Here is a 15646-nt window from a genome sequence, read left to right as displayed (position 1 = left end):
TGGCAGAGTTGACTTATGACATGTGCCTCTAAGCCCCAGAGCTGGACATGTCTCACATAAGCTACTCTTCCCGCAGGAGTCTTCGTCTTGCACTCCAATCAACCGCTTGAACAAGCTATAAATTAAATGGACATTTGAACATAGCTAATAAAAAACCCGAACTTACTTGAATTCTGGAATTCAAGTAAGTTCGGGTTTTACTTAGACTAAAACACTTTTGTCCCAGCCACTTTGGTGATGATATTATTTATTTTCAAGCAGCCATTGATCGATTTTACCTAGGATATCTTCAAGTGCCCGTTGATTTGAAAGGCTTGGAAGATTGGCAAGCAGGACTTCTTTTGGTGCTTTCAGACCTTCCTTCTTCTTTTGAAGGATCAGGATGCTTTTCGCAGAGTTTTTATTCTTAAATAGTGAAAGCGGCAGCTGCAGGAATCCCTGTATGTTGACTTTTTCTTTTAAGAATAAGTGCAGCTGGCTGCTCAGCGGTGACTCGAACAGCGCATTTGGGACGATAAAGAACAGATAACCGCCTTCTTTCGTATGTTTCAAGCTTTGTTCGATAAATAAGTGATGCGCGTAAGAATAACCTTCCTCAGCTTTCAGCTCATAATCCTGAGCTCTCAGATCATTCGGATAATAACCTACCGGCAGATCGCTCAACACGATATCAACAGGATCGATGAATAAAGGCTCCAGGGCGTCTTGATTGAATAGATCCAGCGGGTGCTTTTGCAGATTGGCACCCACATAAGCTAATTTAATCAACACTTCATCGATTTCCACCCCGATTGATTGGGACTCGATGTGAGGCATCTGATTCAATACGGTTGTAAGCAGATTCCCCGTACCGATGGCAGGGTCTAAAACGGTCAGATTCTCTTTTCCCTGTGTGAATTTATTGACAAGGAAACTGATAAATAACCCGAGCGAATCCGGAGTCATCTGATGATTCGGCTGAACATTTTCTTTCATGCCCTTCAAAATGGCAAATTGAAATGCTTTACGAATATCTTCGTTTTCAATGCTGCCAACCTTTATTTCTTCATATTTTTTATGTAGACGCTTTTTTGTCAGTTCACTCAATTCATCCTGCAGAATATCATCCTGAAAAAGGTTCTCCCCTGTTTCGGCAACTGCTTCTAGATAGCTGCATGCCAACTCTTCTTTAAGAAGCTGTGCTGTTTCGTCAATGATTTCGAAGAGGGTTTCGACTGGCGAATTCATCATATGCATTCATTCCTTTACCTGCTTTTTCTGTGTCCTCTATTTTACCCGTGAACGGGCACTTTGTAAAAGTCTCTATTAACACCGCTGTTGATTTCCATGCAAGACTTCGCTTTCCGCGGGTGACCCGTGAGCCTCCTCGTCGCTGTGCTCCTGCGGGGTCTCACATTGGCCACTTCTCCCGAAGGAGTCTTCGTCTTGCACTCCAATCATCAGCTAGAACGACTTTAAAATTGTAATAGGCTTTTACACACTTTATAAAAATAACAATGCTGACCATACAGCAGTGGTAGGTCAGCAAGTCTCTTGTTCTAATAATAGGTTATATTATTTTGCATCTTTCACTGCTTCTACAGCAGCTTCATAGTCAGGGTGGTCAGTTGCTTCGCTTACGTATTCCACGTACGTGACTTCATCGCTGCTGTTTACAACAAATACAGCACGAGCGAGTAAGCGCAGTTCCTGGATGTGGACACCGTATGCTTCACCGAATGAAAGGTCGCGGTGATCGGAAAGTGTTTGGACATTTTCGATTCCGTTCGCTCCGCACCAGCGCTTTTGGGCAAATGGGAGATCGACAGAAACAGTAAGCACTTCAACATTATCGAACTTAGTAGCTTCTTCGTTGAATTTTCTAGTTTGTGCATCACAAACGCCTGTATCAATTGAAGGAACGACACTGATCAAACGAACCTTACCCTTTGAATCATTCAGAGTGACTTCTGATAAATCATTTGCCAGTACCGTGAAATCAGGTGCCTTATCTCCTACCTTCACTTCATTACCAAGCAGCGTTACAGGGTTATTCTTAAATGTAATGTTTGCCATCATTTGTTCCTCCTCTATGAATAATATGTACAACTTTATAGTACAGAAAATCGGATAGTCAACGCAAATGATAAGGGTTGAAATGATTAGCCTGGGTTTTGATTTCCGCAGTTGATTTCCGTGCAAGACTTCGCTTTCCGGGGGCGAGCAGGGAGCCTCCTCGGCTTTCGCCTGCGGGGTCTCCCCAGCTTCGCTTTTCCCGCAGGAGTCTTCGGCTTACACTCCAATCAACTGCTGGGACAGCCTAATTCCTCATCAAATAACTTTAACATAGCTACAATAAAAGAAGAGCTGACAATAGGAGTCAGCTCCTTTTATGTTCTTAGAAGTCCATATTCTGTTTTTGGGCGTTCCCTTGGTTTCCTTGGTTGTTGTTGCCCTGGTCATTTTTTTTCATCATGCCCTGGATCTTCTCGATTGCGCCTGGTGCCAGGTCAAGCAGACGGTCTAGAAGATGAGTGCTTTCATCCAGGTGAAGCATCTTGATTCCTCTTGAACTTACGATCAGGAACGCAATCGGTGTGATGGATACCCCTCCACCGCTACCGCCGCCAAACGGCTGCTTCTTGGATGAGCCTCCGCCATCGCTGCCGCTTTTGCCGCCTTCACTTTCGCTGTTCTTGCTTTTGCCATCAATGCTGAATTCACTACCGCCAGCAGCAAATCCAAAGCCTACCTTGGATACGGTCAGGATGACACTCCCATCAGGTGTCTCCACAGGATCTCCGATGATGGTATTTACATCGATCATTTCTTTTAAGTTTTCCATTGCAGTGGTCATGAGACCTTCAATAGGATGTTCAGACATGATTAGTCCTCCTCATTAAACGGATTGTTGTTCTTCTTCGGAGAAACGGGAAAGAGGCTTAGTCTTAAAGTCCGCTTTACCGCCTCTCCAGTACCGAAGTATCTTGAAACCTACTAGGATAGCATTCCCTATCCGAAACTGGATAATACATGAAAAATGAGTCTGTATGATGGCTTTCTGGAAGGAAGGAATCACTTCAATCGAAGGCTGTGACTGCAGTCTCATATAACCGCTGATCAGCCCGATGATGCTTCCCTTCATTCCCCAGATCGCCCCGGTCATTGTCCCTGTTGAAGCGGCATCCCCTGTTCCGAATAACGTCTTCCAATGAATATGATCGATTTTCACTTTGTTCAAAAACCTGCGGATGATTTTATGCAATTCCTTCACATGGGTAAGAATTTCTTTCGTGTCATTTAAACTGTTGATAAAATCTTTAGGTGTAATCTTCTTTTTAGACTCTGTTTCACTGGAAGGCTCGTTTTCATCCCCGCGTATATTTTTTTCTTCGACCACAATATTTGGCCCATCGTCATCAAGCTTGACCAATGGAACATCAATCGTATACCTTAACAACCCGAACCAAGCCCTCAGCTTCACTTTGAAATGATCATTGTCATTTCCATGATATAAAGATAGGGTAATGGTTAATTTCGTTATGAGAATAAGAATAATCATGACTATTATAAATGCTAAAAGAATGAGTAAAGCCCATATCCAACCACTCATTTTTTCACAACCCTTCAACTTTTCAGTATGGCCGAAGCAGGGAAAAATAAACGATACCGTGCAAATTATCTATCAGATTTCCCCTGGATGCGGTGGATGGCTGGAATTTGAAGCTCAAAGCAAAAAAAGGAACCCGCCCTATTGATAGAGCGGATTCCTGATACCTAAACGGCAGGTGCAAATTCGAGTTTCTTCTTTTCCTGAACAACAGTCGTATCTGCAAACAAGTCATGGACTCCCTGCTTTTTAGTGGTGAACGCCACCACGATATACAAAATGAAGATGGTTGACGAGATGAAGCGGCCGATCAACTCCCTGAAGATGACAGTTCCCCAGGTTGGACGGCGACCTTTCAAATCGATCACCTTGATACCGAGTACCATCTTGCCGATCGTTTGACTAAAGAACTTCGTCATCAAGACGAAATATCCGTAAAAGACGATGGCAGAAAGAATCGAAATCGGAGCAAACATCGATCCTTCCACCAGCGAAATATCCAACACTTTGAAAACCGGCTTGACGATCAGGCGTGTGATACTGCCAATGACGATTAAATCAATCAGATAAGCCCATACTCTCAGCCAGAAACCCGCCAGAAAAAATCCTCTTGTCTCTCTGTAAGGAGGCGGCAGAACATTGGAGTGCTGCATAGTCATATCTTTATCGTCTGTCTCGTGTTTCTCTATTACTTCCTCGTTTATTCGAGGGGCATCTTGATTTTCACTCACTTCATTCACCTTCCTTACTCAGAATATAGATACATCAATCGCGGTGAATTCGGCTTAGACAGAAGCTTCACGAGAGCTGCCGCTTCAAAGTCCTTGCCGATCACCTTCTTGGCACTCATACTGAAAAACTCTGAGAAAGGATCGCCGCTCGTATATTCAAATACTTGTGCACCTTTCAGTTTCTGGTCTTTTTTCAGAGCAGCAATGACATCTTCCACGTATCCGAAATCATCGATTAAGTTTACTTCTTTTGCTTGTTGTCCGTCATAGATCCTGCCATCAGCAATTTTCTTCACTTGCGTCTCGGACATGTCACGGCCGCTTGCGATGACATCGACGAAACCTTCATATGAATTATCGATCATCGTTTGAAGGATTTTTCTTTCTTCTTCTGTCATCTTTCTCGTCGGACTCATAATATCCTTATAAGGGCCGCTCTTGATCGTGACGAAGTCGACACCATACTTTTCAGCAAGCTCGGAGTAATTGATGCTTTGCATGATCACCCCGAGTGAACCGGTCAATGTCTCTTTGCTTGCAAAGATCTTTGTTGCCGGTGCTGATATGTAATATCCTCCTGAAGCCGCCATGCTTCCCATTGACACATAAACAGGCTTTTTGGACTTCTCTATGATTTCAACCAGCTTGGAATGGATTTGAGCACTCTCCACCACTCCTCCGCCAGGGGAATTGACTTTAAGGACAATCCCTTTTACCGAGTCATCTTCCTGAACGGCATCAAGCTTTTCCATGAAAAGTTCATGATTATATCCCGGACTTTGGAACATGGATGCTGCGTCACCCGTATCCTGGATGACCCCATCCACCTCAAGGACCGCAATTCTCTTCTGCATATTTCCATCCTCGATGATTTCTTCCCCGAAAGCCTGCTCCGTACTCCCAAGCACTTCATCGAATGCCTTGTTAAAATCGCCTGTCAATGCAGAAGTGGCAAAGTTCACCACGACAGAGACAAAAAATAAACCTGCGGCAATCGCCAGTGCAATCCATCTTTTCGCATTCATCTGTATATTCCTCCCTCGTTTATCCTATCTTATGTAAGGATATGAATATCATTCTCGTGTCAAAACATGATAGAATATTCACAAAGTTATTTTAGCAGACTTTTGATGGAATGGGAAAAATTATCCTACTAATTTTTGGGAGGTACATAGAATGAACAATCGCCGAAACATTTATTTTTACGTATTAAAAGATGAGACCATTCAGCCCAAGCTTGAAAAATTATATGATCTTGCAAAGCGCTACGACTTTACCATTGTAAATTCACCAAAAGATGCGAACATCATCGTAAGTGTCGGCGGTGACGGCACATTCCTGCAGGCTGTCCGTAAAACCGGTTTCAGACAGGATTGCCTGTACGCCGGAATTTCCACAGGCGGAACATTGAGCATGTATTGCGATTTCCATATCGACGACACGTCCAAAATGATCGATGCGATGACGAAGGAACAAATCGAAGTAAGGAAATACCCTACCATCGAATTAACGGTGGACGAGCAGACATCTTTCCTCTGTTTGAATGAATTCAGCATCCGTTCAGGAATCATAAAGACGTTCGTAATGGATGTCTTCATTGATGATATTCACTTTGAAACATTCAGGGGAGACGGAATGATCATTGCTACACCGACTGGAAGCACAGCTTATAACAAATCTGTTAACGGGGCTGTTGTCGATCCGATGATTCCATGTCTTCAAGTCAGCGAGATGGCTTCTCTCAACAACAACCGCTATCGTACACTCGGATCGTCCTTCATCCTCAGTGATAAACGCCGCCTGGAATTAAAGATCGTCCAGGATGGGAACGACTATCCTGCCATGGGAATGGACAATGAGGCACTGAGCATCCAGCACGTCGAAAAAGTGGAAGCCAAGTTAAGTGATAAAGTAATCAAAACAGTAAAACTGAAGGACAATTCTTTCTGGGAAAAAGTCAAACGTTCGTTCTTATAATCTAAAAAAGAAAAACTCCGGCGCACCCAGCGCCGGAGCTTTTTTATTATTATGCAGTCAATTTTGCTTCCCTTCTTCTTTTTCGGGCGAACTGGATTCGTGACGCTGTAAAGATCGCCAGCGCAATCCAGATGAAGATAAAGGAAACCAAGTGAGTAGTAGAGAATGTTTCCCCATATACCATGACACCGAGGATCAATGTTATGGTAGGCGCAATATATTGCAGGAATCCAACCATATAGAGCGGAATCTGCTGTGCACCTTTCGAGAAGAACAGCAATGGAATGGCCGTTGCCGCTCCTGCTCCCATTAACAGAAGATCCGTCCCCCATGAAACGGTGAATAATGAAGGAGATCCGGCTCCGTACATATATCCCATATAAATCAGGGAAACCGGCGCTATCGTCATGGTCTCCAGCGTCAATCCGATCGCTGAATCCACTTTGATCAACTTTTTCGCAAGACCATATAATCCGAATGAAAATGCGAGCCCTATCGCAATCCACGGAAATTCGCCGTAAGAGAATGTGAGGATCAATACCCCAGCACCTGCCAGAATGAAGGACAAAATCTGCTCTTTTGACAAGCTTTCTTTTAATATGAATACCCCTAACAGGACACTCACAAGAGGATTAATATAATAGCCCAGACTCGCTTCCACCATTTGGTCGGTGTTCACTGCCCATATATAAATGAACCAGTTGGCACTGATCAATATCGAGGCAAGCAGTAAAGCAAATAGCTGTTTTTTCTTGGTAAAAGAAGACTTAATGTAGGAAGTGAATGCCTTCCATCTCTTCGTGAAAAATAAGAATAATAGCATAAACCAGAAAGACCAAAAAATCCGGTTGGCTAAGATTTCATCAGCTGCCACATGGTTTAACCATTTCCAGTAAATCGGGAGTATTCCCCATAGAAAATAGGAAAAAGCTGTGTAAAGTATTCCTGTCTGTTCATTTTGCTTCAAAAAAACACCCCCAAAACTATTTCTGTTTCCGAAATAACTTCATTATATCGGGGAAACGTTTTGGGGGCAATCTTTTTATTTTTTTTGAAATACGATCGTATCATCCACCACTGTCATGAAAACGATTCTCTCAAGAAGTTCATCCGGATCCGATTCGAACGGATCTTTTTCCAGCACGGTGAAGTCAGCCGTATATCCTTCTTGGATCATTCCGCGGTCATCTTCATGGTGACATGCATACGCACTGCCTTTTGTGAAGAGAGAAATGGCTTCGTACATCGACAGCTTTTCTTCAGGAATATGCACGGTTTTCTGCGGATCCAGTGGATTGGTCCTTGTTACCGCGGCATGGATCCCCCATAATGGATTGATTGGCTCAATCGGTGCATCCGATCCCCCCGCACATGGAATACCTCTGTCCAACAGAGTCTTCCATGCATAGTTGAACTTCATATTTTCCTCACCGAGCCGATCAATCACCCATGGGAAATCAGAAGCTACAAACCGCGGCTGGATATCCAAAATCAGCGGCAGGTCGTTGATACTCTCTATTAATTCTTCACGCAAAATTTGTGCATGAATCAAGCGGTCGCGCCTTGATTGCTGGGATGGGTGCACCTTGATCGCATTCACTACATTTTCGAATGCCTGATCCCCGATCGTATGTACCGCAATCGGTAAATCAAAGCTCCTTGCTTTTTCGACAAGCTTGAGAAGTTTTTCTTGAGCATGAATGCTGACACCTTCTGTGCTTGGATCATCTGCATAAGGATAGCTAAGCAAAGCAGTTCTCCCGCCTAGCGCACCATCTGCAAAAATCTTCATGGCCCCAAATTCGATAAATTCATTTCCTCCAAGGAAATGGTGACCTTCTTCGCTCCAATCATTGATCACTGCATGATGGACGAGAAGATGTGCCCTGAATTTCTTTTGTTGATCATTAATCGTGTGTTTGAACGCATTATAAGTTTTATTGAAATTACCGTAATAGCTTAAGTCTTCCGTATGCCCTCCGACCAAACCGTTTTCCCAGCAGCTCTCTATTCCCTTAGAGAGGGCTTCTTCTAAATAGTGAGATGAAATTGGCGGCAAAGCATCGACCATAAGATCCTGTGCTTTATCCTTCAAAAGGCCGTTCAGCTTTCCTTCTTCATCCTTTTCTATTAATCCGCCTTCAGGGTTAGATGTACTTTCATCGATGTTTGCCTGTTTCAATGCAAGAGAATTCACGACCATGGCATGACGACAGATTCGTTTTAGCAGGACAGGATGGTTAGGAACGGCGTCATCTAATTCTTTTTTAGTGAGGACCTCTGCATCCGCCCAAAGATTTTCATTCCATCCTTCACCAAAAATCCACTGTCCTTCAGGAAGCTTTTCCGCTTTTTCAGCCACTGCTTTCAACACTTCCTCTTTACTCGTCATTTGAGACAAATCGAGGCGGAGCAATGTCTCCCCGTGACCGATCAAGTGCATATGGCTGTCCACAAAACCGGGGAACATGACACCATGTTTTAAATCCACAGTTTCTTCTATTGTGTATTTCTTCCGTATTTCTTCTGCGGAACCCAATTCCTTAATGAACCCGTTTTCTGTATATACTGCTTCAACCGTATGGCCTTCAGACTGCATTGTATAGATCTTTCCGTTCGTCCATAATGTACCCATCTCAGAAGCTTCCTTTCTACTTAAAAAATTCTGTTTCAAATGTACCATATAATAGGAGGAATCGGGAAGTGGGAGGTGTTTAGATAGTTCTATTAATCACCGCTTTTGATTTCCGTGCAACGCTGGACCCAACTCGCACCAAATATTCCTAATATTATCTGGTATCTAATTCACAAAAATACAGAGAACCCATATAAGGCTCTCTGTATCTTACTTACATAAATTCAGTTCTTAATCGAGCTCATTTCTTTTTGACGCAATTCGATTCTTCTGATTTTACCTGAAGTTGTTTTCGGCAGTTCCGCAACGAATTCGATTTTGCGCGGGTATTTGTATGGTGCAGTTAATTCTTTCACGTGCTCCTGAAGCTGAGGTACAAGCTCCGGATCATTTTGGTCGACGCCTTCACGCAAAACGACGAAGGCTTTTACGATAAGTCCTCGGACTTCATCAGGACTTCCCACTACCGCACACTCTTGAACGAGTGGATGCTTAACAAGGGCATCTTCTACTTCGAACGGACCGATTGTGTATCCGGAAGAGATGATGATGTCGTCTCCCCTTCCTTCAAACCAGAAATAACCGTCTTCATCCTTTTTCGCTTTGTCACCGGTGATATAGTAGTCCCCTCTGAACTGCATAGCCGTTCTTTCCGGATCTTTATAATAATTTTTGAATAATGCAGGTGTTTCTATGTGAACAGCTATGTCTCCTACTTCCCCGACTTCACACGGAATGCCTTCTTCATTGATTACTTCCACCCGGTTGCCAGGTGTCGGCTTCCCCATTGAACCAGGCTTCAGTTCCATGCCTTTCATGATTCCGACAAGCAGTGTATTTTCAGTTTGACCGTATCCATCACGCACTTCAATGCCATGGTGCTTCTTGAATGCATCAATCACTTCCCGGTTCAATGGTTCACCCGCCGAGACTGCACTATGTAATGGAGAAAGGTTATAGTCACCAAGATTTTCCACCTTGGCCATTAGTCGATATTCAGTCGGTGTACAGCAAAGGACGTTTACACCGTTATCCTGAAGTAATTCCAAATATTTAGCCGGTTCGAATTTCCCTTGATAGACAAGACCCGTAGCACCGGAACCAAGAACGGACATGAACGGACTCCAAATCCATTTTTGCCAGCCCGGACCAGCCGTTGCCCAAACCGTATCTCCTTCTTCAATTCCCAGCCAGCCTTTAGCGGCCGTTCTCAGGTGGGCAAATGCCCATCCGTGTGTATGTACTACCCCTTTAGGATTTCCTGTCGTGCCGGAAGTATAGGATAAGAAAGCCATATCATCCCTTGCCGTTTCGGCAAATGCCATTTCATCAGAGACATTCTTCATTTCTTCCTCTACTGTTATCCAGCCATCTTGTTGATCGCCTATGACAAACTTTTTCAGCTTGTCCATTCCGCGGACATTTTCAAATTGCTCTATGAACGGAGAGTAAGCGACGATCCCTTTTACATCCCCGTGTTCAATTCTATATTCAAGGTCTTTCGTACGAAGCATTTCAGAACTTGGAATGACGATCATCCCTGATTTTAGGGCAGCTAAGTAAACTGCATATGCTTCGACCAATCTTGGAACCATCACCAGGATGACATCACCTTGTTCAAGGCCGGAATTCAAGTAAACGTTTCCAATTTTATTTGCGTTTTTAATAAGGTTTCTGTAAGAGATTTCTTTCTTTTCTCCCGCTTCATTCTCCCATTTGATCGCGAGTTTGGTTTCATCACTTGCAAACTTTTCTACTTCCTCAACCAAGTTGTACTTTTCAGGTGCGATTAGTTCTTGTCTGTTCATCCGAATTCCCCCTTGTTTGTTCTTACTCCTCCATTATACAAAATAATTTAAATTTTTTAAATTATTCATTTTTAATAATCTAATTACAGGGAATTTAAGAGCGTGTTTTGGATGTAGAAGTAGACCGTTCCTTTCCGGTGCAGGCATTTGCTTTCCGCGGGGAGGAAGTCGAGCCTCCTCGTCGCTAAAGCTCCTGCGGGGTCTCGACCTTTCCTCTACATCCCGCCGGAGTCAAATGCCTTCCGCTCCAATCCACTCTGTGCTTTCAACGTACTACTAAAATCATCTCTCAAATGATATTTTTAATATTTTTAATGGGGTTGTGAACAGTTATTAACATTAAAATAAGGAGTGGAATATAAGAGTAAAGTGGATCCAGCAGTTGATTGGAGTGGAAGACGAAGACTCCTGCGGGAAAAGTAGCTAATGTGAGACCCCGCAGGCTCGCCGAGGAGGCTCACGGGCTACCCGCGGAAAGCGAAGTCTTCCACGGAAATCAACTGCGGCGTGGAATGCCCGGACAAAATTAAAAGGAGCGGGTTTGCCCCGCTCCTTGTAGCCATTGTATTTAATTATTTTTGGTATCCGCCACCGATTTGTTGTTCAGCCATTTGGACTAAACGCTTAGTGATTTCACCACCTACAGATCCGTTAGCGCGTGCAGTTGCATCTGGACCAAGTTGAACTCCGAATTCAGAAGCGATTTCGTATTTCATTTGGTCGATTGCTTGTTGAGCTCCAGGAGCTACTAGTTGGTTAGAACTTCTGTTATCTGCCATGTGTTTTCACCTCCTTGTGAGTATAGATTGTGCGAAAACACATGGCTTCATGCAACCAATTTCATTGGTAAATGTTCCTATTTAAAGGAGCTCATCAAAGCTTTCTTCCAGTGCGGAATCTTCTGCTCCATTAATGGTAATTGTCTCTGTATCATTGACTGCTTCATTTATTAATGCATCAAAATCAACAAAGCTTTCATAATACTCAACTTTTTCTTTTTTAGGCCTTGTTTTAGGTGCCGGCGGTGTAAAGATCGTGCAGCAATCCTCATACGGAAGGATCGAGATATCATGGGTATCGATCTTTTGGGCGATATCGATGATTTCCAGTTTATCCATAGCGATGAGCGGTCTCAATACTGGGGTATTCGTTACATCGTTGATTGCCTGCATGCTTTCGAGCGTCTGGCTTGCTACCTGTCCAAGGCTTTCACCTGTCACAAGGGCAAGGCCTTCATTTTTCTGACGGATCTTATCAGCGATCTTGAGCATCATCCGCCTTGTTGAAGTCATGGTGTAGTTCTCAGGCACCTGATCGTGAATCGTCTGCTGGATTTTAGTGAAAGGGACTACATGTAATGTAATGCTGCCGCTAAAAGCGGAAAGCTTCCTGGAAAGGTCGATTACTTTCTGTTTTGCCCGTTCGCTTGTGAAAGGAGGGCTGTGAAAATGGACCGCTTCCACTTCGACTCCGCGCTTCATTGTTAAGTAGCCTGCGACCGGGCTGTCAATTCCTCCAGAAAGCATCAGCATCGCCTTTCCACTTGTCCCAACGGGCATACCAGTTGAACCAGGATAAATTTCAGAAGAAAGATACACGCCTTCTTTTCTTACTTCCACATTTAATTTTATATCCGGATTTTTCACATCCACAGACAGTCCTTCTGTATTTCTTAAAACGTATGAACCAACTTCATAGTTAATTTCATTTGTTTCAAGAGGGAAGTGCTTATCTGCGCGGCGGGCTGAAACCTTAAATGTTTTACCTGGTTCAAAGCTCTTATGGACCAAAGAGGCTCCAGCTTTGCAGATTTCGTCTATATCGCGTTCAACCTTTACTACAGGACTGAATGATTGAATACCGAAGATACTCTGGAGCCGGGGAATGATCTCATCTCCGTTCTCTTCTCCCAATAGGATATGCAGCCGGTCACGGCTCGCAGACACTGATACCCCGGGAAAATCCTTTAATGCCTGAACGATATTCTCTCTTAGTTTTGATGTGAATTTTTTACGGTTTCTTCCTTTTGTAGAAATCTCACCGTATCTGACTAGAATTCGATTGTATTTCATCTCGATCTCCTCATTGTTTTCTGTAATTGGGCTGTTTCTTTTATCAGCAGTTGAACAAATCGTTCTGCTTCTTCCATTGTATTTCGAAAGGATAAGCTAATTCTGATGGACCGGTCAGCAAGGTCTTCACCCACCCCCATGGAAAGGAGGGTTTGACTCGGCTTGCTCTTCTTTGATGAACATGCGCTTGTTGTGGAGACATATACCTCATGCTGATCGAGCGCATGAACGACTACTTCACTCTTGAAATCTTCGATGGTGAAGTTCAGTATGTGCGGGGCACTATCCAATTGAGGGGTATGAATTCTCACACCAGCTATTGTTACCAGTTTCTCGCGTAAATAGCGTTGAATATCCTTCATTTTCTCTAGGTGATCCCGGCTTTCCTCCATATACATCCTCATCGCCTTCGCAAAAGAAACGATTCCGCCCGTGTTCTCCGTACCGCTTCTTACATTTCCTTCCTGCTCACCCCCGGAAAGAAGGGGAGAGATGTTCACACCATCTCTGACAAAAAGCATACCTGCGCCCTTAAGTCCGTGGATCTTATGGGCTGAAATACTATATAAATCAATATGATCATCCGGAAGGGATAAAGAAATTTTCCCGAAAGCCTGCACACCATCTACATGAAAAAGGATCTTGGAATGATCCTTTAAAATGGAGCCGATTTCTTTGATCGGCTGGATCGCACCCGCTTCATTGTTCACGTGCATGATGGAAACGAGGATCGTCTCTTCCTGGATCGCTTTTTCTACATCAAGGGGATCCACTCTTCCAGTCTCATCGACATCAAGATAGGTAATAGAATAACCGAGTGATTCCAGTTGCTTCATTGTATTCGAAACAGAAGGATGCTCGATTTTGGATGTAATAATGTGCTTCCCTCTGCTTCCATATTGTATAGCCGTTCCCTTAATCGCTAGATTATTGGATTCTGTTCCACCCGAAGTGAAAAATATTTCTCTTTCCTTTACTTTCAGGAGGCCCGCAATTTGTTTCCTTGACTGAGCGATTAATTTTTCCACCCGTCCGCCAAAGGAGTGAATGGAGGAGGGGTTGGCATAATAGACTTCATTTACTTTCACAAATGAATCTAAAGCTTCCCTGTATGGCCTTGTGGTTGCTGCGTTATCAAAATAGATCACGATATACACCTTCTTTAGTTCTATCCAATCATTAATCTTATCACAAAATCATTTTTTCCCAAATGAAATTAAAAAAATGTACTTTCAATATTATTATGGCAATAATGTTATCAGAAAAAAATTTTTCAAATTTTAATCAATTTTTAAAAATAATCATTGCTAACTCCCACAAAATTTGCGACAATCATTTAGGTAATCAAGAGTCGAAGTTATTCAAATATACTAAATTGTTAGACTATTTAGTTTTTCGACATTTTTCTACATCATTATGATAAGATAGATTTGCTCATGATAACGTTTACAAACGGAGGGGTTTATATGAACGGGAAAGCGCTGTCATTTAGTGGCATTTTAACAGTAGGGCTTATGCTCTTCGCTCTTTTCCTCGGAGCTGGAAATATGATTTTCCCGCCATTCCTTGGTCAGCAGGCAGGCGAACTAGTGTGGACAGGGATCATCGGATTTTTGATTACAGGGGTAGGTCTTCCTTTAATGGGTGTCATCGCCATCGCAAAATCAGGAGGAGACCTTCAAACCCTGGCAAACCGTGTCCATCCACTATACGGATTGATTTTTACTATTATTATGTATCTTGCAATCGGCCCGTTTTTCGGAATTCCAAGAACCGGCACTGTTGCATATGAAATTGGCATTATTCCTTTCTTATCAGAAGATGCCGCAAAATACGGGGTTTCTCTTCTGATTTATTCGATTGTCTTTTTCGGGCTTACTGCTTGGCTGGCGATGAATCCTTCCAAGCTTGTTGACAGGATCGGAAAGATTTTGACACCTTCACTGCTTGTCATTCTAACAATATTAGTAGTGAAAAGCATTGTGACTCCAATGGGAAGCTTTGGGGAACCGAACCCTGCTTACCAGGATGGTGCACTCTTCAAAGGATTTATTGAAGGCTATCTGACGATGGATACAATCGCGGCTCTAGTCTTCGGGATTGTCGTCATCAATGCAATTAAAGAACGCGGTATTACAAGTAAGGCATCATTGACAAAAATCACCATCATTGCAGGCGTCATCGCAGCAACGGGATTGGCTCTTGTGTATTTATCACTTAGCTATATCGGTGCCACCAGTACTGATTCAATCGGAGCGCAGGCTAACGGAGGAGCGATTCTTTCTGCAGCTGCAAATCACTTATTTGGTTCTTTAGGCGCTGTGATTCTAGGACTGGCCATCACATTTGCGTGTATCACCACTTCTGTCGGATTGGTCTCTGCTTGTGCACAGTACTTTGTGAAGATAGTACCAATTTCATACGGAAAGCTTGTCATTATTTTATCTGCTTTCAGCATGCTGATTGCCAATATCGGATTAACTCAGCTTATTACCGTATCACTGCCGGTACTCATTATCATATATCCATTGGCAATCGTACTGATTCTGCTTTCATTCATGCATAATTGGTTCAACGGATACTCGATGGTTTATGTTGGCGCATTACTGCCTACCGGATTGATCAGTTTGATTGACGGGCTTAAAACGGCAGGGTTGGATGTAAGTGCAGTAAGCAGCACTCTGAGCTTCCTCCCTTTCTATGCTGAAGGAATCGGCTGGATCGTACCTGCACTAATCGGAGCTGTCATCGGCTATATCATTGCCCTTATTGTAGGGGAATCGAAACGGATTATTGAGGCTTGATTCAATTTTAAAAAGGACCCATGGAGAAGA

The 15646-nt window shown here is 43.3% G+C and carries 14 protein-coding genes and 1 pseudogene; 2 read left to right on the top strand and 13 right to left on the bottom strand.

Features of this window, described 5'->3' with window-relative positions; translation table 11 throughout:
* Positions 1 to 243: 243 nt before the first annotated feature.
* From AAEO50_RS09830 to sppA, 7 genes and pseudogenes are all read right to left on the bottom strand, one after another.
* Positions 244 to 1230: a class I SAM-dependent methyltransferase gene (locus tag AAEO50_RS09830; RefSeq protein ID WP_341983018.1), complete on the bottom strand. Its 987-nt coding sequence runs from the start codon at positions 1228 to 1230 to the stop codon at positions 244 to 246.
* Positions 1190 to 1440, bottom strand: a pseudogene (locus tag AAEO50_RS21415) (hypothetical protein). Before AAEO50_RS21415 ends, AAEO50_RS09830 begins: the two are co-directional and overlap by 41 nt.
* A 114-nt stretch (positions 1441 to 1554) precedes the next feature.
* Positions 1555 to 2055, bottom strand: coding sequence for a thiol peroxidase (tpx, locus tag AAEO50_RS09825; RefSeq protein WP_341983016.1), 501 nt, complete (start codon positions 2053 to 2055; stop codon positions 1555 to 1557).
* Between the two features lie 322 nt (positions 2056 to 2377).
* Positions 2378 to 2863, bottom strand: coding sequence for a GerW family sporulation protein (ytfJ, locus tag AAEO50_RS09820; protein ID WP_341983014.1), 486 nt, complete (start codon positions 2861 to 2863; stop codon positions 2378 to 2380).
* A gap of 15 nt (positions 2864 to 2878) precedes the next feature.
* On the bottom strand, positions 2879 to 3592 hold the full coding sequence (locus tag AAEO50_RS09815) for a DUF2953 domain-containing protein (RefSeq protein WP_341983012.1): 714 nt from the start codon (positions 3590 to 3592) through the stop codon (positions 2879 to 2881).
* Positions 3593 to 3756: 164 nt separating this feature from the next.
* Positions 3757 to 4242 (bottom strand): RDD family protein, encoded by a 486-nt coding sequence (locus AAEO50_RS09810; RefSeq protein ID WP_341983101.1) that lies wholly within the window; start codon positions 4240 to 4242, stop codon positions 3757 to 3759.
* A 92-nt stretch (positions 4243 to 4334) separates the two neighbouring features.
* Positions 4335 to 5345, bottom strand: coding sequence for a signal peptide peptidase SppA (gene sppA, locus AAEO50_RS09805; RefSeq protein ID WP_341983009.1), 1011 nt, complete (start codon positions 5343 to 5345; stop codon positions 4335 to 4337).
* A gap of 151 nt (positions 5346 to 5496) precedes the next feature.
* Between sppA and AAEO50_RS09800 the strand changes: the two genes are divergently transcribed.
* Positions 5497 to 6297 (top strand): NAD kinase, encoded by an 801-nt coding sequence (locus AAEO50_RS09800; protein ID WP_341983007.1) that lies wholly within the window; start codon positions 5497 to 5499, stop codon positions 6295 to 6297.
* A 49-nt stretch (positions 6298 to 6346) separates the two neighbouring features.
* On the opposite strand, the gene rarD is transcribed toward AAEO50_RS09800, so the two are convergent.
* From rarD to AAEO50_RS09770, 6 genes are all read right to left on the bottom strand, one after another.
* Positions 6347 to 7264 carry an EamA family transporter RarD gene (gene rarD / locus AAEO50_RS09795; protein ID WP_341983005.1) on the bottom strand — a complete coding sequence of 306 codons (918 nt, stop codon included), beginning with the start codon at positions 7262 to 7264 and terminating at the stop codon, positions 6347 to 6349.
* Between the two features lie 75 nt (positions 7265 to 7339).
* Positions 7340 to 8932, bottom strand: coding sequence for an amidohydrolase (locus AAEO50_RS09790; protein ID WP_341983003.1), 1593 nt, complete (start codon positions 8930 to 8932; stop codon positions 7340 to 7342).
* A 224-nt stretch (positions 8933 to 9156) separates the two neighbouring features.
* The gene (mbcS, locus tag AAEO50_RS09785) at positions 9157 to 10740 is read right to left on the bottom strand and encodes an acyl-CoA synthetase MbcS (protein WP_341983001.1); all 1584 of its coding nucleotides are present in this window, start codon (positions 10738 to 10740) and stop codon (positions 9157 to 9159) included.
* A gap of 572 nt (positions 10741 to 11312) precedes the next feature.
* A complete protein-coding gene (locus AAEO50_RS09780; protein ID WP_175990678.1) occupies positions 11313 to 11519 on the bottom strand; it encodes an alpha/beta-type small acid-soluble spore protein in 207 nt (68 codons plus the stop codon).
* A gap of 81 nt (positions 11520 to 11600) precedes the next feature.
* Positions 11601 to 12812 carry a tRNA uracil 4-sulfurtransferase ThiI gene (thiI, locus tag AAEO50_RS09775; RefSeq protein WP_341982997.1) on the bottom strand — a complete coding sequence of 404 codons (1212 nt, stop codon included), beginning with the start codon at positions 12810 to 12812 and terminating at the stop codon, positions 11601 to 11603.
* Positions 12809 to 13960 carry a cysteine desulfurase family protein gene (locus tag AAEO50_RS09770; RefSeq protein ID WP_341982995.1) on the bottom strand — a complete coding sequence of 384 codons (1152 nt, stop codon included), beginning with the start codon at positions 13958 to 13960 and terminating at the stop codon, positions 12809 to 12811. The genes thiI and AAEO50_RS09770 overlap by 4 nt, the downstream gene beginning before the upstream one ends.
* Before the next feature lie 318 nt (positions 13961 to 14278).
* On the opposite strand from AAEO50_RS09770, the gene brnQ reads away from it, so the two are divergent.
* Positions 14279 to 15616 carry a branched-chain amino acid transport system II carrier protein gene (brnQ, locus tag AAEO50_RS09765; protein WP_341982993.1) on the top strand — a complete coding sequence of 446 codons (1338 nt, stop codon included), beginning with the start codon at positions 14279 to 14281 and terminating at the stop codon, positions 15614 to 15616.
* Positions 15617 to 15646 lie beyond the last annotated feature (30 nt).

It is taken from the genome of Rossellomorea oryzaecorticis, from assembly GCF_038405515.1.
In the GTDB taxonomy this organism is placed as follows: Bacteria; Bacillota; Bacilli; order Bacillales; family Bacillaceae_B; genus Rossellomorea; species Rossellomorea oryzaecorticis_A.
The sequence above is the reverse complement of the archived record's forward strand: the minus strand, read 5'-3'. Positions and strand labels throughout refer to the sequence as shown.

Excerpts from the sequence above, each read along its gene's own strand:
- thiI (WP_341982997.1), bottom strand. The coding sequence starts at position 12,812 with ATGAAATACAATCGAATTCTAGTCAGATACGGTGAGATTTCTACAAAA.
- AAEO50_RS09830 (WP_341983018.1), bottom strand. The coding sequence starts at position 1,230 with ATGATGAATTCGCCAGTCGAAACCCTCTTCGAAATCATTGACGAAACA.
- AAEO50_RS09810 (WP_341983101.1), bottom strand. The coding sequence starts at position 4,242 with ATGCAGCACTCCAATGTTCTGCCGCCTCCTTACAGAGAGACAAGAGGA.
- AAEO50_RS09815 (WP_341983012.1), bottom strand. The coding sequence starts at position 3,592 with ATGAGTGGTTGGATATGGGCTTTACTCATTCTTTTAGCATTTATAATA.
- AAEO50_RS09800 (WP_341983007.1), top strand. The coding sequence starts at position 5,497 with ATGAACAATCGCCGAAACATTTATTTTTACGTATTAAAAGATGAGACC.
- tpx (WP_341983016.1), bottom strand. The coding sequence starts at position 2,055 with ATGGCAAACATTACATTTAAGAATAACCCTGTAACGCTGCTTGGTAAT.
- AAEO50_RS09780 (WP_175990678.1), bottom strand. The coding sequence starts at position 11,519 with ATGGCAGATAACAGAAGTTCTAACCAACTAGTAGCTCCTGGAGCTCAA.
- brnQ (WP_341982993.1), top strand. The coding sequence starts at position 14,279 with ATGAACGGGAAAGCGCTGTCATTTAGTGGCATTTTAACAGTAGGGCTT.
- AAEO50_RS09790 (WP_341983003.1), bottom strand. The coding sequence starts at position 8,932 with ATGGGTACATTATGGACGAACGGAAAGATCTATACAATGCAGTCTGAA.
- sppA (WP_341983009.1), bottom strand. The coding sequence starts at position 5,345 with ATGAATGCGAAAAGATGGATTGCACTGGCGATTGCCGCAGGTTTATTT.
- mbcS (WP_341983001.1), bottom strand. The coding sequence starts at position 10,740 with ATGAACAGACAAGAACTAATCGCACCTGAAAAGTACAACTTGGTTGAG.
- ytfJ (WP_341983014.1), bottom strand. The coding sequence starts at position 2,863 with ATGTCTGAACATCCTATTGAAGGTCTCATGACCACTGCAATGGAAAAC.